At 59.1% G+C, this 17584-nt stretch carries 15 protein-coding genes and 2 pseudogenes; 12 read left to right on the top strand and 5 right to left on the bottom strand.

Going from position 1 to position 17584, the window contains the following annotated elements; all coding sequences use genetic code 11:
* Positions 1-111: 111 nt before the first annotated feature.
* Genes kdpC through AUC60_RS09695 form a run of 3 tightly spaced genes read left to right on the top strand, consistent with a single transcriptional unit; the run spans position 112 to position 4075 of the window.
* Positions 112-684 (top strand): potassium-transporting ATPase subunit KdpC, encoded by a 573-nt coding sequence (gene kdpC, locus AUC60_RS09705; RefSeq protein ID WP_087266186.1) that lies wholly within the window; start codon positions 112-114, stop codon positions 682-684.
* A gap of 9 nt (positions 685-693) precedes the next feature.
* Entirely contained in the window at positions 694-3354 is a 2661-nt protein-coding gene (locus tag AUC60_RS09700) for a sensor histidine kinase (RefSeq protein WP_087266184.1), read from the top strand.
* A 31-nt stretch (positions 3355-3385) separates the two neighbouring features.
* Positions 3386-4075, top strand: a complete 690-nt coding sequence (locus AUC60_RS09695) for a response regulator (RefSeq protein ID WP_087266182.1) — start codon at positions 3386-3388, stop codon at positions 4073-4075.
* 178 nt (positions 4076-4253) lie between these two features.
* Here the strand turns inward: AUC60_RS09695 and AUC60_RS09690 are convergent, their stop codons facing one another.
* Complete coding sequence (locus AUC60_RS09690; protein WP_087266180.1) at positions 4254-5312, bottom strand: patatin-like phospholipase family protein; 1059 nt, start codon at positions 5310-5312, stop codon at positions 4254-4256.
* A gap of 186 nt (positions 5313-5498) precedes the next feature.
* Between AUC60_RS09690 and AUC60_RS09685 the strand changes: the two genes are divergently transcribed.
* The 6 genes from AUC60_RS09685 to AUC60_RS09660 all read left to right on the top strand — a co-directional run bounded on the left by AUC60_RS09685 (position 5499) and on the right by AUC60_RS09660 (position 11885).
* Positions 5499-5777, top strand: coding sequence for a hypothetical protein (locus tag AUC60_RS09685; RefSeq protein ID WP_027901763.1), 279 nt, complete (start codon positions 5499-5501; stop codon positions 5775-5777).
* 243 nt (positions 5778-6020) lie between these two features.
* Positions 6021-6938, top strand: coding sequence for an AAA family ATPase (locus AUC60_RS09680; RefSeq protein WP_087266178.1), 918 nt, complete (start codon positions 6021-6023; stop codon positions 6936-6938).
* Complete coding sequence (locus tag AUC60_RS09675; protein ID WP_087266176.1) at positions 6935-7891, top strand: DUF58 domain-containing protein; 957 nt, start codon at positions 6935-6937, stop codon at positions 7889-7891. The genes AUC60_RS09680 and AUC60_RS09675 overlap by 4 nt, the downstream gene beginning before the upstream one ends.
* Positions 7888-9900, top strand: coding sequence for a transglutaminase TgpA family protein (locus AUC60_RS09670; protein ID WP_087266174.1), 2013 nt, complete (start codon positions 7888-7890; stop codon positions 9898-9900). The genes AUC60_RS09675 and AUC60_RS09670 overlap by 4 nt, the downstream gene beginning before the upstream one ends.
* Before the next feature lie 10 nt (positions 9901-9910).
* On the top strand, positions 9911-10675 hold the full coding sequence (locus tag AUC60_RS09665; RefSeq protein ID WP_087266172.1) for a CHAD domain-containing protein: 765 nt from the start codon (positions 9911-9913) through the stop codon (positions 10673-10675).
* Positions 10676-11090: 415 nt separating this feature from the next.
* Positions 11091-11885, top strand: coding sequence for an acyl-CoA thioesterase (locus tag AUC60_RS09660; RefSeq protein WP_087266170.1), 795 nt, complete (start codon positions 11091-11093; stop codon positions 11883-11885).
* Between the two features lie 17 nt (positions 11886-11902).
* On the opposite strand, the pseudogene AUC60_RS09655 reads toward AUC60_RS09660, so the two are convergent.
* From AUC60_RS09655 to AUC60_RS09645, 4 genes and pseudogenes are all read right to left on the bottom strand, one after another.
* Positions 11903-12127 (bottom strand): annotated as a pseudogene (locus AUC60_RS09655) (terminase); the annotation flags it as partial.
* 285 nt (positions 12128-12412) lie between these two features.
* The gene (locus AUC60_RS28495) at positions 12413-13168 is read right to left on the bottom strand and encodes a methyl-accepting chemotaxis protein (protein ID WP_420800728.1); all 756 of its coding nucleotides are present in this window, start codon (positions 13166-13168) and stop codon (positions 12413-12415) included.
* A gap of 114 nt (positions 13169-13282) precedes the next feature.
* Positions 13283-13435: pseudogene (locus AUC60_RS28490) on the bottom strand (HAMP domain-containing protein); the annotation flags it as partial.
* 548 nt (positions 13436-13983) lie between these two features.
* Positions 13984-14805, bottom strand: a complete 822-nt coding sequence (locus tag AUC60_RS09645) for a TatD family hydrolase (protein ID WP_087266166.1) — start codon at positions 14803-14805, stop codon at positions 13984-13986.
* A 191-nt stretch (positions 14806-14996) separates the two neighbouring features.
* Between AUC60_RS09645 and AUC60_RS09640 the strand changes: the two genes are divergently transcribed.
* From AUC60_RS09640 to AUC60_RS09630, 3 genes are all read left to right on the top strand, one after another.
* Positions 14997-16421, top strand: coding sequence for an MltF family protein (locus AUC60_RS09640; RefSeq protein ID WP_087266164.1), 1425 nt, complete (start codon positions 14997-14999; stop codon positions 16419-16421).
* 97 nt (positions 16422-16518) lie between these two features.
* Positions 16519-16953, top strand: a complete 435-nt coding sequence (locus AUC60_RS09635) for a DoxX family protein (protein ID WP_087266162.1) — start codon at positions 16519-16521, stop codon at positions 16951-16953.
* 275 nt (positions 16954-17228) lie between these two features.
* Entirely contained in the window at positions 17229-17531 is a 303-nt protein-coding gene (locus AUC60_RS09630; protein ID WP_087266160.1) for a hypothetical protein, read from the top strand.
* Positions 17532-17584: the final 53 nt, after the last annotated feature.

Genomic DNA, 17584 nt, shown 5'->3' with positions numbered 1-17584 from the left:
ACGGGCCTGTGGGAACTGGGCTTGCCCGCGATTATTTGTGAACCCGATCGCGAGCAAGCTCTGCTCCCACAAGAGGTTGCATTTCAAAATCAATTTATGAGGATTCTCACCATGTCCACCATCATCCGTCCCGCCCTGAGCCTTCTGGTTTTGATGACCCTCATCACCGGCGTCGTTTACCCGTTGGCCGTCACCGGCATTGCCCAATTCGCTTTCCCGGACCAGGCCAACGGCAGCTTGATCCATGACGCCGACGGCAAGGTCCGTGGCTCGCAGTTGATCGCCCAGTCCTTCACCGGAGACGAGTGGTTCCACTCGCGGCCTTCTGCAGGTGCTTTTGCCACGGTCGCCAGTGGTGCCAGCAACCTTTCTCCGAGCAATCCGGCATTGGCCACGCGGATCAGCGAAGATGCCGCAAAAGAACTCATTGCAGCTCAGGGGCCGGTGCCGTTGGCATTGCTGACGACTTCCGGCAGCGGTCTTGATCCGCACCTTTCACCTGAGGCAGTGGCGTACCAGACTGCAAGGGTCGCCGCAGCGCGCAAGTTGTCTCTGGAGAAAGTCCAGAGCTTGATCGAGGCTAATACCTCGCGGCCGCTGATCGGTCCGCCAGTGGTCAACGTTTTGAACTTGAATCGCAGCCTGAATGAGTTACCGTCTGCGCAACAACAAGCACAGCTTTGAGTGAGCAATATGAGTGATTCCGGCCGTGCCGATGCGTTACTAGCCCAGATGCCCGGAGACGGGCGCGGTCGGCTCAAGGTATTTCTCGGCGCTGCGCCGGGTGTGGGCAAGACCTACGCCATGTTGCAGGCCGCCCACACTCAGTTGCGCCAGGGTGTGGCGCTGATCGCCGGGGTCGTGGAAACCCACGGCCGGGCCGAGACCGAGGCGCTGCTGAGCGGTTTACCGCAGCAGCCGATGGTTCGTTCGGAATATCGCGGCGTGACGCTTGAAGAAATGGACCTCGACGGTCTGCTCAGGCTCAAACCGAAACTGGTGCTGGTCGACGAACTGGCGCACAGCAACGCCCCCGGCAGTCGCCATGCCAAACGCTGGCAGGACATTCAAGAACTGCTGGCCGCTGGCATCGACGTGTACACCACGGTCAACGTTCAGCATCTGGAAAGCCTCAACGATCAGGTCCGCGGCATTACCGGCGTGCAGGTCCGGGAAACCTTGCCGGACTGGGTGTTGCAGGAAGCTTATGAGCTGGTGCTGATCGACTTGCCTCCGCGTGAACTGCTCGAGCGTCTGCGCGACGGCAAGGTGTACGTGCCGGAGCAGGCTCGCGCAGCCATCGACGCGTTCTTTACCCAGACCAATCTGACCGCCTTGCGTGAGCTGGCAATGCAGACGGCTGCGGCTCAGGTCGACGACGATCTGGCTCAGGGGTATCGCCAGTTGGGGCAGGCTGCACCGGCCGTTCGTGGTCGCCTGTTGGTCGCCGTCGATGGCGATGTGCATGCTGATCGACTGGTGCGCCACGCCAGTCGTGTCGCTCAGCGGCGGCACCTGCCGTGGAGCCTGGTGCATGTCGACAATGGCCGACCGTTCGATGAACAAAATCGTGCCCGTCTGCAGAGTGCGCAGCAACTGGCCGAACGGCTGGGCGGTGAAGTGGTGTTGTTACGGGCCGGGGAAGTGGCGAGAACCTTGATCCAGCACGCGAGTGAACGCCGCGCCAGCGTGGTGCTGGTTGGTCAGTCGCAGCCACGACTGCGCCGTCGCTGGTTCGGTGGCGGGGTGGCTGAACGTCTGCTGCGCGAAGCTCACGGGCTGGAAATCAGCGTGCTGGACAGCGAACCTTTACCCGATCAACCCCGGGTGCGTTCTTCGCGTCCCGCCCGCTGGCAGGACTATTTATCAGCGGTGATCGCCACGGTATTGGCCAGCGCCTTTGCCTGGGCCGTGTCCAGCGTGCTGGATTTGCCGAACATCTCGCTGGTGTTTCTGGCCGCGGTGCTGCTGGTGGCCGTGCGGACCAGCACGGGACCGGCACTGGCCTGTTCGATTCTGTCGTTTCTGGCCTATGACTTTCTGTTCATCACCCCGAGTTTCTCCCTGAGTATCCAGCGCGAAGAAGACGTGCTGACCTTACTGTTTTTCCTGCTGATGTCGGCGTTAACCGGCAACCTTGCGGCCCGTCAGCGTCGCCAGATGCAAGCCTTGCGTGAAACGCAGGAAGAAACCAGCGAGTTGCTCGACCTGTCGCGCAAACTGACGGCCGCCACGGATCGCCAGGCGGTGTTCAGCGCTGCCGTGCAGCATTTGAGCGGCTGGCAGGAGCTGGAAATCTGCTTGATAGAGCGTGACGGCCCGAACGGCTGGAAGGTGCAAGGCGGCAGCGCCCAACTGTCTGAGTCTGAGCGCGCTGCCGCTGACTGGGCTTGGCAGCATGATCAACCTGCCGGTTATGGCACTGGCACGTTGCCGTCCAGTCGCTGGTGGTGGTGGCCGTTATCCGGCGAAGACGGACCGTTGGCGTTGTTGGGTGTCAGTGCGCGTACGGGGCAGGATTTCACTGCGCAACGGCGTCGACTGTTGATTGCGCTGAGCCAACCGCTGGCTCAGGCGCTGGCGCGCGCGCAACTGGCGGATGACCTGGAGGCGGCGCGTTTGCACGGCGAAACCGAGCAGTTACGCAGTGCTTTGCTGGCGTCGGTGTCCCATGATCTGCGCACGCCCCTGACAGCCATGCGTGGCAGCATCGACAGTCTACTGGCGCTGGGCGAAGCCATCCCTCTTGAAGATCGGCGGGAATTGCTCGAGGGCACGCGCGACGAGGCCGAGCGTCTGGATCGCTATATTCAGAACCTGCTGGACATGACCCGTCTTGGTCACGGCGCGTTGAAGCTGGCGCGGGACTGGGTATCGCCGGGGGATATTGTCGGCAGTGCGCTGAATCGCCTGCGGGCGGTGCTGGCGCCATTGCAGGTCAAAACCTTGCTCCCCAGCGAGCTGCCGCTGCTGTATGTCCATGCGGCATTGATCGAACAGGCACTGGTCAACGTGCTGGAAAACGCTGCACGTTTTTCGCCGGTGAATGGCCGTCTTGAACTTGAAGCCGGTGCTATTGATGGCGAGCTGTTCTTTGCGGTCAGTGATGAAGGGCCGGGCATTCCAGAAGAGGAACGGGCAAAGATCTTCGACATGTTCTATACGGCTGCACGGGGTGATCGCGGCGGGCAGGGCACAGGTTTGGGTCTGGCCATCTGTCAGGGTATGGTCGGCGCGCATGGCGGCCGGATAAGCGTTGGTCAGGGCATCGATGGTCATGGCACGTGCATCACTTTATATTTGCCGCTGCAGGCTCAGCCTCAGGGCGAAAGCGAAGCGGAACTGCTGTCTTGAGCCGGTTTTACGTTAAAGAATCAGGGTAATCATGAGTCAGACCGCAACCATTCTGGTAATCGACGACGAGCCACAGATTCGCAAGTTTCTGCGCATCAGCCTCGCGTCCCAAGGCTACAAAGTGCTGGAGGCCGGGACCGGTGCTGAGGGCTTGAACCAGGCCGCGCTGAGCAAGCCCGATTTATTGGTGCTGGATCTGGGTTTGCCGGACATGGACGGCCAGCAGGTGCTGCGCGATTTTCGCGAGTGGTCCAGCGTCCCGGTACTGGTGCTTTCGGTGCGAGCCAGCGAAGCACAGAAGGTCGAGGCGCTCGATGGTGGCGCCAATGACTACGTGACCAAGCCGTTTGGCATTCAGGAGTTTCTGGCCCGGATTCGCGCGCTGTTGCGTCAGGCTCCCACGGGCGAACAACAGGGGGCGGCGCTGGTATTCGGTCCATTGACCGTGGATCTGGCGTATCGCCGGGTGCTGCTGGATGGGGTTGAAGTGGCTTTGACCCGCAAGGAATACGCGGTCCTGGCCCAGTTGGCACGGCATCCAGGACGAGTCATCACCCAGCAGCAACTGCTCAAGGACATCTGGGGCCCGACCCACACCGAAGACAGCCATTACCTGCGAATTGTGGTCGGTCATTTGCGCCAGAAACTCGCGGATGACCCTGCCGCGCCAAGGTTTATCGTGACCGAGGCGGGGGTGGGGTACCGGTTGCGGGAGGCCTGAACACTTTTTGTGACTGAATGCATACCTGTGGGAGTAAAGCTTGCTCGCGATAAAGCGGTACGCGATTCACTTTAGAACGCTTCCAGCCTATCGCGAGCAAGCTCTGCTCCCACAGGAATAACTGATGACGTGGGCGAACATAGAATCTCCCACAGGGTATGAGTCATCCAATAGCGCTTCAGCTATTGCCTCGATGCTCCGCCTCATACCGATCCAGCGTATCGCTGGCGATCTCCCGGCCCAGGGCGATGAGTTCCGGGGCTTTGTAAAACTCGAAAAACCGGCACACGCGTTTTGGCACATTGATCAGGATGTCCGGCGGATACCCGGCGATCTTGTACTGCGCCAGTGACGTCTGCATCACTTCAAAGCTCTGGTTGATCAGGTCCAGCAGCGACGCCGGGCCGACGTTGTCGATGATGACTGATCCCGTAGCGGACTTCGGCGCGCTCTCGCCTTGAGGGGCTGCGGCGGGTTGCTGACCTTGCGGGTCGGCGGATTCCAGCCAGGGATTGTCAATCGTCGCAGCGCTTGCCTTGGGCGTGTTCTGAGAAAGGTGCAACACCTCGTTGGCACCGGCGTCCAGCTTGCGTCGGAACGGCAGGCGCGAACCCAGCGAACTGATCATTTGATCCACGAGCCGTTTAACCGCTGGCGGGCGCTCGATCACCGGCAATTGATAATGCCCTTGGGTGGTCGAGTTGAGATTGACCGCGACGATCAGGTCGCAATGGCTGGACACCACCGGCACGATGGGCAGGGGATTGAGCAGGCCGCCATCTACCAGCATGCGATTACCTTGCATCACTGGCGTGAACAAGCTGGGAATGGCCGCCGAGGCGCGCATGGCCTGATGCAGGCAGCCCTCCTGAAACCAGATTTCCTGCTGATGGGTCAGGTCGGTAGCCACTGCTGTGTAGGGAATGCGCAGGTCTTCGATATTGATTTCACCGACGATCTCGCGGATCTGCCCGAATACTTTCTCACCCCGAATCGCCCCAAGGCGGAAACTGACGTCTACCAGGCGCAGTACATCCAGATAGTCCAGGCTTTCGATCCACTCCCGGTATTGCCTGAGTTTACCTGCCGCATAGACACCGCCGACTACTGCGCCCATGGAGCAACCCGCAATGCAGGCTATCTCGTAGCCGCGGCGCTCCAATTCCTCAATGACACCGATATGCGCATAACCCCGAGCGCCTCCAGAACCCAGCACCAGTGCTATACGTTTTTTCATGAAAGGCCCCTCAAGTCAGATTGATCCACCATACGCTTGAATCGGGCTATTTTTATCGTTCATTTGCGTGGTGTGAAGGCTCTATTTCAGTAAAAAACAGTTACGCTTGCGGCCCCGGTAATGGCACTTTCAGTTCGTGTCACCGTCAAAGCTGCACCATTGATAGTTCTTCTTGAGGTAACACCGATGAAAGCCTGGATTGTCCTGCCCTTGTTTGCTCTGGTTCTCACTGGTTGCGCGGGTAAAACCGGTTATCGCGAAAGTTGCGGGACGCAACTGGATTCGGCCTGGAAGGAACTTGATCTGGCCAAGGCTGAAGGCTTCGCCGGTACGGTCAGCTACTCCAAGGCCTTGTCCTTGTTGACCGGTGCCAAGACCCAGCAACAATTCGAAGCATTTGAAGGTTGCACCGAAAAAGCCGAAAAAGCCCGCTTCTACATCCGTGAATCCCGCGCAGGCAGGTAAGTCGAGTAGGTCGCGCCTGTGGGAGCGGTGCTTGCCCGCGATACATGAGACGCAGCCAGAAGGCATAGCGCGTTATCGTTTATCGCGCACAAGCACTGCTCCCACAATTGTTTTTCGGTCAACATTCCCATCCTCCCGTACCAATTTCCTCTTCTCTCTGGCGAAAACACCTACGCTAACTTTATTGTGACTGCACAGCAGTCCCGTTTTTAGCCATAGGCAGTCGCCTGGAGAGTGTTTTCGATGGGCAGAAAACTTGATGAGTGCCTTAACGCCATCAACGAGGTGGTGCTGGGTAAGGAGCCGCAAATCCGACTGGCAATGACTTGCTTGCTCGGCGGTGGCCATTTATTGATCGAAGACTTGCCCGGCATGGGCAAAACCACCCTCAGTCACACTCTGGCCAAAGTATTGGGCCTGAGTTTTCAGCGAATTCAGTTCACCTCGGATCTGTTGCCGGGGGACATTCTGGGCACCTCGGTATTCGATCGGGAAACCGGGCAGTTCACCTTCCACCCAGGGCCGATCTTCGCTGAGCTGGTACTGGCCGACGAGATCAATCGTGCCACGCCCAAAAGTCAGAGCGCGTTGCTCGAAGCCATGGAGGAGGGGCAGGTCACTATCGAAGGCACGACGCGCTTGCTGCCTGATCCATTCTTCGTGATTGCCACTCAGAATCCGTTTAGCCAGGGCGGCACCTTCGCGTTGCCCGAGTCGCAACTGGACCGCTTCCTGATGCGTCTTTCGTTGGGGTATCCGGCACGTTCGGCAGAAAAAGCCTTGCTGCTGGGTGAATCGCGTCGGGATCTCGTGCCTCGTCTGCAACCACTGCTAAACCACGCCGAACTGCGAGTGCTTCAGGAACTGGTCCGGCAAGTGCGGGTGAGCGACGCGTTGGTTGATTATGTGCTGCGCCTGGTGGACGCGACCCGTGCTCAGCCACAGTTCGCATACGGGCTGTCGCCACGCGCCAGTCTGGCGATCCTGAGTGCTGCACGGGCCTGGGCGCTGTTGGCCGGACGCGAGTACGTGATTCCGGAAGACGTGCAGGCGATTTTGCCCTCGGTGGTCGGCCACCGTTTGCGCGAGCGCACTGACCCCACCGGGCATGGCTCAGGAGCGCTGGTCCAATGGCTGTTGCGTGAGGTGCCGGCACTTTGATCGAACAGTTCAAACCGTTCTGGCAGCGCTGGCTGGCGCGTCGTATCCCGCCGGCTTCGCGGGTCCAGCTCGACCATCGGCGCATTTTTATCCTGCCCACTCGTACCGGTGGCAGCTTCGCGTTGGTGCTGTTTTTAATGTTGCTGGTGGCGATCAATTATCAGAACAGCCTGGCTTATGGCCTGACGTTCCTGCTGCTGTCGATGGCGTTTCTGGGGATCTTGCACACCTACCGTAACCTGAGCGGCCTAGTGATCAGTGCTGGCGTTGCGCGTTCGGTTTTCGTCGGCGAGACCGTGCAATTGAAGCTGCGCCTTGAAAGCGCTGGCCATACTCATCAGGCCATTTCATTGGGGTGGGACGCCGAGCAACTGCAGCAAATCGATATTGCCTTGGAGGAGCGGGTCGAGGTCGAACTGAGCTTGCCCGCGCAAAATCGCGGCTGGTTGCGAGCGCCTCGGCTGCGGGTCGAAAGCGTCTTCCCCTTGAGCATTCTGCGTACCTGGAGCTGGCTGGATCTGGAGCAGAATGCGCTGATTTATCCTCGACCCGTGGCGGGGGCCATGCCACTGCTCGAAGGCGTTCAACCCCACGCCGAGGATCAGGGGCTCGCGACTCAGGGGCCGGGTGTCGACGATTACCAAGGCTTGCGCACTTATCAACCCGGTGACAATCGACGTCGTCTGCACTGGAAGGCTTATTCCCGGGGCCAAGGGCTGCTGCTTAAGGATTTCACTGATCTGAGCGGCCACGATTTATGTCTGGATTTCATGGCACTGGGCGGTGACATCGAAGAGCGGCTGTCGCGTTTGTGTTATTGGGTGGTGGTTTTGTCCCAGCGGCAGCAGCCTTTCGCGTTGCGTCTGCCGGGTTTTCTGTCGGCGGTCGACAGCGGCAATCAACATCGTGAAACCTGCCTGCGCGCGTTGGCGCTGTATGGCGTGCGGCAATGAGCGGTGCCGCATCCGGCCTGAGCCTGCCGATCCCGCGTACCAGTCTGATCTGGTTGCTGCTGGCGCAGGCGCTGGTCGTCGTGCCGTTCATTCAGCACATACCCGGAATCATCATTGCTCTGTGGCTGGCCTGTACGCTTTGGCGTGTGCAAATCTTTCGCATGCGCGCCCGTCATCCCGGCTCGTGGATCAAAGGCGGCCTGCTGGTGGGCACCGCAGGCGGGGTGTTTCTGGCTCGCGGCAGTCTGGTCGGGCTGGAAGCCGGCGCTGCTTTGCTGGTGTCGGCATTCGTTCTCAAAATGCTCGAAATGCAGAGTCGACGTGACGCGCTGGTGCTGATCTTTCTCGGTTTCTTTTGCGTTGTGATCGGCTATCTGTTTGAAAATAACTTGCTATGGGCCGCGTTTACTCTGCTGCCGGTCAGCATGCTGTTGGCGGCACTCATTGGCTTGCAATCCTCCGCTCAAGCCAGTGGCCAAGGCAGCAGTCTGAAGCTGGCACTCAAGCTGCTGTTGCAAGCAGTGCCGCTCATGCTCTTGCTGTTTTTGTTCTTTCCGCGACTGGAGCCGCTCTGGTCGTTGCCGCAGCCTAGCAACAGGGGGCTTACCGGGCTTTCCGACAGCATGGCGCCGGGTGACATGGCCGAGTTGAGCAAGTCGGCAGCACTGGTGTTTCGCGCCAGTTTTGAAGGGCCTATTCCGGCGCGCAACCAGTTGTACTGGCGCTCTCTGACCCTTGAGCAGTTTGACGGTCGGCGCTGGTCACAGTCGCTGCGGGCGCAGACGGTACAGATGCCGCAATGGCAGAAGCGCGGTGATCCGCTGAGTTACAGCATCGTGATGGAGCCCAGTGGTCGGCCCTGGTTATCGAGTCTGGACGTAGGTGAAAGCACGCTGGCAGATGTGCGCCAGATGAACGATTTTCGCTTGCAGCGACGGCGGCCTGTCGAACAGTCGTTGCTCTACAGCGTGACGTCCTGGCCGGACGCGACCCGTGAGGCGCAACTCAACGAGAACATTCAGCGTCAGGACCTGCAACTCCCCGCCAAAGGTAACCCTCAGGCGCGGCAGTGGGCCAGTGATCTGGCGCGACGTTACCCCAGGCCGGATGCGCTGGTGCAAGCCACGCTCGATTACTTTGCCCGCGAAGCCTATCACTACACCCTCAAGCCTCCGACGCTGGGTCCTGACAGCATCGATGACTTCCTTTTCGACAGCCGTCGTGGCTTTTGCGCGCATTACGCCGGGGCCATGACCTTTGTGTTGCGCGCTGCGGGAATCCCGGCCCGGGTAGTGGCCGGCTATCAGGGCGGTGAATTGAACCCGGACGGCCAATACCTCACCGTTCGCCAGTTTGATGCTCACGCCTGGGTTGAATATTGGCAGCCGGGTGTCGGCTGGCGCAGTGTTGACCCTACCGCTGCGGTCGCGCCGCAACGTATCGAGCAGGGGCTTGAGCAGGCACTGGCAGCGGATGAAGCGTTTCTCGAAGACTCCCCCATGTCGGCACTGCGGTACCGCAATGTTGCCTGGATCAACTCATTGCGTCTGAGTTGGGACAACCTCAACTACGGTTGGCAGCGTTGGGTACTCGGCTATCAGGGGCAGGAGCAGTTGCGGGTACTCAATCGCTGGTTTTCCGGTCTGCAAGCACCTGCTTTCATCGCAGGGCTGGGTTTGATTCTGGGGCTGTTTGCGTTGTGGGTGTTCAAACCCTGGCAGAGGGAAAGTGACTCGCAACTTCGTCTGTTCAACGCGTTCGAAAGAGTGCTGGCCCGTCATGGCCTGCGGCGATTGCGGGGTGAGGGCGCCGAGGAGTTTTCGCGCCGCGCCGCGTTGTTGTTACCGGCGCATGCCGAAGCTATCGACGCGTTTGTCAGAGAATTTCAGGCGCAGCGTTACGCCGGAAGTCCGCCTTCACCGGCTGAACTGCGCAGGCGTTTGAAGCAACTGCGTCGTCGCTTGCCGTGGCGTTTGTCTGCGGCCAAAGAAACCCACGATTCACGATAAGGATGAATTCATGTCATCGATGGTCGACCATCTGGTCGCGCAAGTCCTGGGCTTGCACATAAAATTGCTGGCTTGTCAGGCGCGTCTTGCGGCGTCCACCGACCCTGAAGCCTTACATGACCTGCGCACCACTGTGCGCCGCTTGCGCAGCCTGTTACGTCCTTTGCGCGGTGTGGCGGGCGTCGAACAGCTGGAGGTGGCGGCCAAAGCGGTAGGGGAGCTGACCACGCCGCTACGAGACATGGAAGTACTGGCTGCCCACTTGGCCGAACAGGGGCTAACCGACGCTGCGGCCGTGCGTATCACTAAAGTCAGTAAGGCTTACGGGCAGGTTGCGAGCTCTGCCGAACTCGCTCGTCTGTTCACCACTCTGGATCAATTCCCAGGGTTTTTGCGTGTGCAACAGCGCCAGCAATTGCTCCGGGGGCTGCGCAAGACTGTCGAGAAAGGCATGGACAAACAGTGGAAAAAACTCCGCGAAGCCATCGCCGACCCCGCTCATGATCGTCACCGTCTGCGCTTGCTGATCAAGCGCGTGCGCTACGCTGCGGATGCTTATCCGGAGTTGAGCCATCAACCGAAAAAAATGCAGTCGCGCTTGAAAGCTGCCCAAGGCGCGTTGGGTGATTGGCACGACCATCTGCAATGGCTGGCTCAAGCCGGACGCGAACATGATCTGGCGCCATGCATCGCCGCCTGGCAAACCGGAATCGTGCGTGCCGAGAAGAAAGCCGATGTGGCGCTGGTGCGTTTGAGCAAGACCTGTTTCGGCTGAAACGCATTAGGTTGATGGCTCCGGGGAAAGATTAATTAACTGAAGCCAGATGTATTTTCTGAATGAGATCGTCCTGTATCCCTGACACCGCGCTGTCGCGAAGCAAATACCGAGCTGTAGGAGCGCACGAGCACCGTGAGACCGCGATGGCGGTGTATCAGACAGGACCCCATCGCGGCCTCGCGGTGCTCGTGCGCTCCTACAGAAAATCGCTCCAAATCAGGTAGTTGTACTTTTTACAGGAACAGTTGCTTGCCGGGAAAAGCGCGGCGCTTTGGCCACAAGGCTGCTCTTGTCAGTCCGTAGAAAAGGCCGATATGCCGTGCGCGCATCACAAGATAGCTGGTTAAGATCAACGCCTGTTTGCTGACTCGCCACGGCGCGGGTCTTTTATTATCGGAACTGCGGGGTATACATGAAGTTTTCCGAGCTGATCGACGCGGTGCGCAGCAATCCGCTGGCCGTGACTATTCCGGCTGAATGGGCGCAGGGCCGCGCCAGTTTTGGTGGCTTGATGGCGGCGCTGCAATATGAAGCGATGCGTGCCAGGGTACCTGCTGATCGCCCCGTACGCTCCCTGGCCATCACGTTTGTCGGTCCTGCCGAGCCCGGCGTACCGATCGTCTTCGAAGTGGAAGTGTTACGCGACGGTAAAGCCGTCAGCCAGGTGCTCGGACGTGCAACGCAAAATGGTCAGGTTATGACGCTGATTCAGGGCAGCTTCGGTGCAGCGCGTGAGTCGGTGATTTCGGTCAAGGCCGACCCGGCACCCACGCTCAAACCGTTGGAGGAATGCCCGCAATTACCTTTCGTCAGCGGCATGATGCCCGAGTACCTGAGGTTCATGGAGCTACGGTGGGCGTTGGGGGGCCTGCCTTTCAGCAACACACCGTCACCGGCGATTGGTGGTTACGTACGGTTTCGCGATATCGAAGAGGGGCCTTCCAGTGAGGCGCATGTGCTGGCACTGGTCGACACCTGGCCACCTGCGCTGTTGCCACACCTGAGCAAGCCTGCACCGGGCAGCTCGTTGACCTGGACCATCGAATTCGTCCAGCCGATGCCTGTGTTGAGCACTCATGACTGGTGTTCTTACAAGGCGGTGATCGAGCATGCCCGCGATGGTTACGGGCACACGGCTGCAATGCTCTGGTCGCTGAGGGGGGAGTTGATTGCGATCAGTCGGCAGACGGTGACGGTGTTTGGGTGAGGCTACTGTTAAATCGCGAGCGAATGACCATGGCGCTGAACACCCAGCGCCGCGATCAGGCCAATGATGCCGATGGCCAGCGAAGAGAAGCTTAGCGAAAACAGCCCATCTAGAATCAGCAGCGCAGCCAGGATAAACAACGGCACGGCGATCAGATGCAGGACGAGATTGGTCGGATGACGGTGATTGTCGGCATAACCACGCCACTGCCACGTATGAAGATTGGGTAACCGCTTGCCCATGACTGCATTCCTCTACAAACACTATGCGAATGCCTGAAGAGTAGGCCTGACTCACCGTGGCGGCGAATCAAGCCTGACTATCGGTGTAATAGGGCCTAAACACGTCAGCCTCGAAACTCCACTTGCGGAATGAAATACGATTTCCTGTGGGAGCGAGGCTTGCCCGCGATGCAGGCGACTCGGTCTATCTGACCTGTTGCGGTGTTCTTATCGCGGGCAAGCCTCGCTCCCACAGAACCTTGTATGGCAAAGGAACGGGCAAATGAAGGTCTAGCCAGTTCCGCTTTAAAGCTTAAGCTGCCCGATCGCCTTGCTCAGCTCACCTGCCAGGGTGGCGAGCTCATCGCTGGTGCTGGCGGAATCCATAGTCTGGTTGACGGTGCGTTCGGTCACGTCGCGGATGCTCACCACGGCGCGGTTCATTTCTTCTGCGACCTGACTTTGTTGTTGGGCGGCGACTGCAATCTGAGTATTGCTTTCGCGCATTTGCGCTACCGCACCGGCGATGGCCGCCAAGGCTTCACCCGCTTCGTGTGCCTGCTGCACGCACTCATCAGCCTTGAACGAGCTGTCCTGCATGAAGTCCACGGCATCGCGAGTGCCCGATTGCAAGGCTGAAACCATCGTGGTGATTTCATCGGTGGAGACTTGTACGCGTTTTGCCAGATTGCGAACCTCGTCAGCTACCACAGCAAAGCCGCGACCCATTTCTCCGGCCCGCGCCGCTTCGATTGCCGCGTTCAAGGCCAACAGGTTGGTCTGCTCAGCGATGCTGTGGATCACGCTGACCACCCCGTTGATCTTCTGGCTGTCTTCGGCCAGACGCTGAATCATCACGGCGGTCTGCTGTACGCCAGTGGACAGGCCTGCAATGGAGGTTTGAACCCGATCAACCACAGCCTTGCCGCCACCGGCCAGCCCATCGGCCGTCTGGGATTGGTCCCGCGTGGTGCTGGCGTGTTGGGCGATGTGGAAAACCGTGGCGGACATTTCATTGATAGCGGTAGCGACCTGATCGGTCTCACTTTGCTGGCCGAGCATGCCGTGACGCACGTCGTTCATGCCTGCGGCCAGATGTGCGGCGCCCTGATCAAGGCGTGCCGCAGTCTGCGAGACCGTCGTGACCACCCGTTGGTAGCCGGCCTGCATGGCGTTGAATGCCTTGGCCATCTGGCCCACCTCATCTTCGCCGGTCAAGGGTACGCGGGCTGACAGGTCGCCAGTTTTTTCCACGTGCAGCATCACGTCCTTGAGGGTATTGAGTTGACTCAGCAGGAAGCGGATCAGCAACTGAGAGGCTCCCAGCATCGCCAGCATCAGCACGAACACAGCAATGGCGTAGTTGGCGAAACGCTCCTCCAGCACTTGCATCAGACTCGGACCGAAAGCCAGCACCGCGATACGCTGCCCGTCAGGGCGCGCCGTGACCTGAGCGCCAATCAAAGCATGCTCGCCCGTCAGGGGTTGTGAGCTCAGTGCGACCCAGTCCTTGGCGGTGGCGAGCTCCGGCAATGGCTGGTTCTGGAATGTGGGGGGTTGTCCTGCACTCAGAATCAACAGTTGTGGATTCGCGGGCAGCGCCTGCGATACGGGCCAACTGCCGAGCAGTCGCGCCTGAGCCTGCGCGGATTCACGGGCCCCGTCGAAGCGCGCCTGTTGTTCCAGTTGCAGCGCGTAGATGACCAGCATCAGCGTGGTGAAAAAGGCCACCGCGTTGACGGCCCAGAATTTGTACTTCAAGGAAAGGTTGCTAATCCAGGTGCCCATAGGAGGTCTTCTTTGGTTAGTCAGGAGAAATGCAGCAAGGTGCCATCATCATCTCCCACTGAACAAAGCGTTCCTTGACGTGGGTCAACCTATCCTTGGTCGGTGACAGGTATTTGTGGCAGTGCGAAAAAATTCCGGGCGGCGGCGCTGGTGTGGCTTGCCAGGTCCGACAGGGTTTCGTCGCGGTGCAGCGCGACTTCACGCAGGACTTCCGGAAGGAAACCGGGTTCGTTGCGACCGTTCTTCGGCTTGGGCCGCAGGGTGCGAGGTAGCAGATACGGCGCATCGCTTTCCAGCATCAATCGGCCGCGAGGTATATCGCGCACCAGTGGATGCAAGTGGCTGCCACGGCGCTCATCGCAGATCCACCCGGTAATGCCGATGTGCAGGTCCAGGTCCAGATAGCTATAGAGCGCTCGCTGTTCGCCGGTGAAGCAGTGCACGACCGCAGCCGGTAGACGGTCACGATAATCGCGGAGGATTTCCAGCAGGCGCTGGTTAGCATCCCTTTCGTGAAGAAACACCGGCATTTGCAGCTCTACGGCCAGTGCCAGGTGTGCTTCCAGGACTTTTTCCTGCTGCGGGCGGGGGGAGAAGTCGCGATTGAAATCGAGCCCGCATTCGCCCACGGCCTTTACACGATCCTCCTGAAGCAGTGCGCGTAGTTGGCGCTCGCTGTCAGCGTTCCAGTCAACCGCCGAATGTGGGTGAATGCCTGCGGTGCTGAATAGGCGCAGAGCGCTTTCGTCCAGCTCCTGGCATAGCTGCGACGCCTGTTCACTACCCTCGACGCTGGTGCCGGTAAGCAATAACTGACAGACCCCGGCGGCATAGGCACGATCAAGCACCGCTTGTCGTTGCGAGTCGAAGCTGGCATTTGTCAGATTGACGCCGATGTCGATGAGTTGCATGGTGCTACCTCAGGCCGAAGACCGCTGAGGATATCAGAGCTTCGGTTCTAATAATAAAAGGCAATACAATCAGGCCCTTGTACGGTCTTCCTGATTGGTTTTCGCAGGACGCGGCTGGCGCAAACGCTATCTGCGCGGCGCTATCGACTTCTTTTTTCATGTTTTTAGAACGGCATTTCCCTGGAGAGTGAATGATCCGAGCCTCCCGCTACCTCATTGTTTTTGCGCTGGCACTGCTGCCGTTTTCGGTCACTGCCCGACAAGCCGGGCCACAAGTTGCCGAGCATAAGACGGCTGTGCGTGACCTGCCGTCGATTCGCAGCAGCAAAGTGTTGCGCGTGCTCGTCAATCAGAGCCGCAATAGTTCGGGGGACGCAAAAGGTGAGGAAATAGGCGTCGAGTACCATCGACTGCAGGCGTTCGAAAAATACCTAAACGGCCACTCCCGTGATGGCCAACAGGTAACGTTCAAGATCATTCCCAAAGCCAAGAACCAATTGCTCAGTGCGTTGCAGCGTGGGGAGGGTGATCTGGTTGCCCCCGGTGAACTGCTCGACACACGGGAAACCAAGGGCATAGAGGCCAGTCAGCCGATCATCCGGCATGTGCCATTGGTTGTCGTGGGTGTCAGAGGTGCGCGCAGTTTGAGGCACATCGAGCAGCTTTCCGGGCGAACCTTGAGTTTGTCGGCAGGCAGCGCGGCTGACGAAGCGGTGCATCTTCTGAATCAGCGACTGGCATTGCGCAAACTGGCACCAGTGAAGATCGAGTGGGTGGACCCCAGTCTTGCCGTAGAGGATGTGCTGGAAATGGTCCAGGCGGGCATCTTTCACCTCACCGTTGTCGAGCAGCCCATTGCTGAGCGCTGGGCCAAAGTCATGCCCAAACTGCGCGTGGACCGTTCACTGACGCTCAGTACCAATAGCGACATGAACTGGTTTGTGCGTCAGGACGCGACGCTGTTGCGAGCTACCATTGACGGTTTTCTGAAAACCTACAAGGCGCCAGCCAATCAGGATCTGACGTTCCAGAAGGCCTACAAGAATCTCTACAAGGTGCACAACCCGTTGGCTCGCGCTGATCGCCAGCGGCTTGAACAACTGCGCCCCACCTTGCAACGCCATGCGGACGCTCAAGGCATGGACTGGTTGAACCTGGCTGCGCTCGCGTTCAAGGAGTCAGGGCTTGAGCCGCAGGCGCAAGGCAGCGGCGGTGCTACTGGTTTGCTGCAAATCACCCCGTCGGCCGCCAAGCGAGTGGGCGTGGGAGACATCCAGTCCACCGATAACAACGTTCAGGCCGGGGCGAAGTACCTGGCGCTGATCCGGCGCAAGTTTTTCGCCAGCTCCAGATTCAACGAGCGTGAGCGGATGGCGTTTACGCTGGCGGCTTACAACCTTGGCCCCGAGCGCGTTCAAGGCATGCGCAAGGAAGCCAAACGACGCGGGCTCAACCCTGATCAGTGGTTCTTTCAGACCGAACGGGTTGCCATGGATCAGGCAGGGATGGGCGTGGTGAGTTACGTCAACAGCGTCAACAAGTACTACCTTGCGTTTGATCGCGAGCGTGATTCGCTGGAGAGCACACCAACCGGCAAAGTGACAGTCAGGAAGTGATCGAATAAATAGATGTTTATGGCGAGTTTTTTGCGATTGTCACATTTGCTGAGTCGATTAATATGGCGCCATCAACTTCATTCACGGAACGCACGTCATGAACACTCAGATCAAATCGCTCTTCACCACTCGCGCTGGCTACGGCCTGACGGTTGTACGTATTCTGGTCGGCATCATCTTTGTTGCCCACGGTAGCCAGAAACTGTTTGGCGCTTTTGGCGGTTATGGTCTGGAAGGCACCGGCCAGTACATGGCCAGCCTGGGTCTGACGCCGGGTTACCTGATGGCGCTGCTGTCCGGCAGCGCAGAATTCTTCGGTGGTCTGGGTCTGGTGGTGGGCTTGCTGGCACGTCCAGCGGCATTGGTACTGGCGGCGACCTTGGTTGTGGCGATCTTCTCGGTGCACATCCACAACGGCCTGTTCATGTCTAACAACGGTTACGAATTCGCTCTGGCGCTGCTGGGCGGTGTGGTCGCCGTGTTGATTGAAGGTGCGGGCAAGCTGTCCGTCGACCGTGCTATCGGCAACTGATCGACGATAGAAATATCGCCTGAAAGGCCCGCCTGCTGCGGGCCTTTTTTATTTAAGGGCGAAGCTGAGATGCGTTAATGGCAATTGACAATCAACCGGCCGCTTCTCTACGATGCTGCCCATGCGCCGATTTAAACAACTACTTGCGGGGCGCCAGACAGGCATGAAGCTTGTCGATAGAAGTCCTCAGGGCCTTCGAAATACCGCTAAAGCGTTGGTTCGGTGTTGCCTCTCACCGCTGCCCAGCGGAGATCTTGAGGCTGAGACAAAACATCATGAGCCATCCCGTCGTTCGTATTTCCCCGATTGCCACACAATTTTCCCGTCGTAACCCGAAAATCCTGCTGTGCGGTTCACACCAGCCAACCTTGCTGCGCTTCCTCGATGGTCGTCCGCGACGCAACGGTGGTCCTCACGCGTTTCTGATCCAGTTTGTCGATCCGCAGCAGTCACTGGCCAACTTCAAGGATGATCAGTTCGACCTCGCGGTGGTTCAGGCGCCGTCTGCCGATCGTGTGGAGGAAGTGGTACGTAACCTGACGCGGATTGCCCGGCAGGGGTTGATTACTCGCTGTTGAGGGCTTCTATCCCAGGTGCATGTCCGATCCCCTGGCGATCATAAAAAACACCG

The organism is Pseudomonas caspiana (assembly GCF_002158995.1).
Lineage (GTDB): Bacteria > Pseudomonadota > Gammaproteobacteria > Pseudomonadales > Pseudomonadaceae > Aquipseudomonas > Aquipseudomonas caspiana.
This window is presented reverse-complemented; position numbering and strand designations above follow the sequence as displayed.

What these genes read in the sequence shown, in the direction of transcription:
- AUC60_RS09635 (WP_087266162.1), top strand. Translation starts at nt 16,519, where the DNA reads ATGAACACTCAGATCAAATCGCTCTTCACCACTCGCGCTGGCTACGGC.
- AUC60_RS09665 (WP_087266172.1), top strand. Translation starts at nt 9,911, where the DNA reads ATGTCATCGATGGTCGACCATCTGGTCGCGCAAGTCCTGGGCTTGCAC.
- AUC60_RS09690 (WP_087266180.1), bottom strand. Translation starts at nt 5,312, where the DNA reads ATGAAAAAACGTATAGCACTGGTGCTGGGTTCTGGAGGCGCTCGGGGT.
- AUC60_RS09660 (WP_087266170.1), top strand. Translation starts at nt 11,091, where the DNA reads ATGAAGTTTTCCGAGCTGATCGACGCGGTGCGCAGCAATCCGCTGGCC.
- AUC60_RS09700 (WP_087266184.1), top strand. Translation starts at nt 694, where the DNA reads ATGAGTGATTCCGGCCGTGCCGATGCGTTACTAGCCCAGATGCCCGGA.
- AUC60_RS09645 (WP_087266166.1), bottom strand. Translation starts at nt 14,805, where the DNA reads ATGCAACTCATCGACATCGGCGTCAATCTGACAAATGCCAGCTTCGAC.
- AUC60_RS09640 (WP_087266164.1), top strand. Translation starts at nt 14,997, where the DNA reads ATGATCCGAGCCTCCCGCTACCTCATTGTTTTTGCGCTGGCACTGCTG.
- AUC60_RS09670 (WP_087266174.1), top strand. Translation starts at nt 7,888, where the DNA reads ATGAGCGGTGCCGCATCCGGCCTGAGCCTGCCGATCCCGCGTACCAGT.
- AUC60_RS09695 (WP_087266182.1), top strand. Translation starts at nt 3,386, where the DNA reads ATGAGTCAGACCGCAACCATTCTGGTAATCGACGACGAGCCACAGATT.
- kdpC (WP_087266186.1), top strand. Translation starts at nt 112, where the DNA reads ATGTCCACCATCATCCGTCCCGCCCTGAGCCTTCTGGTTTTGATGACC.
- AUC60_RS09680 (WP_087266178.1), top strand. Translation starts at nt 6,021, where the DNA reads ATGGGCAGAAAACTTGATGAGTGCCTTAACGCCATCAACGAGGTGGTG.
- AUC60_RS28495 (WP_420800728.1), bottom strand. Translation starts at nt 13,168, where the DNA reads ATGCTCGGCCAGCAAAGTGAGACCGATCAGGTCGCTACCGCTATCAAT.
- AUC60_RS09685 (WP_027901763.1), top strand. Translation starts at nt 5,499, where the DNA reads ATGAAAGCCTGGATTGTCCTGCCCTTGTTTGCTCTGGTTCTCACTGGT.
- AUC60_RS09630 (WP_087266160.1), top strand. Translation starts at nt 17,229, where the DNA reads ATGAGCCATCCCGTCGTTCGTATTTCCCCGATTGCCACACAATTTTCC.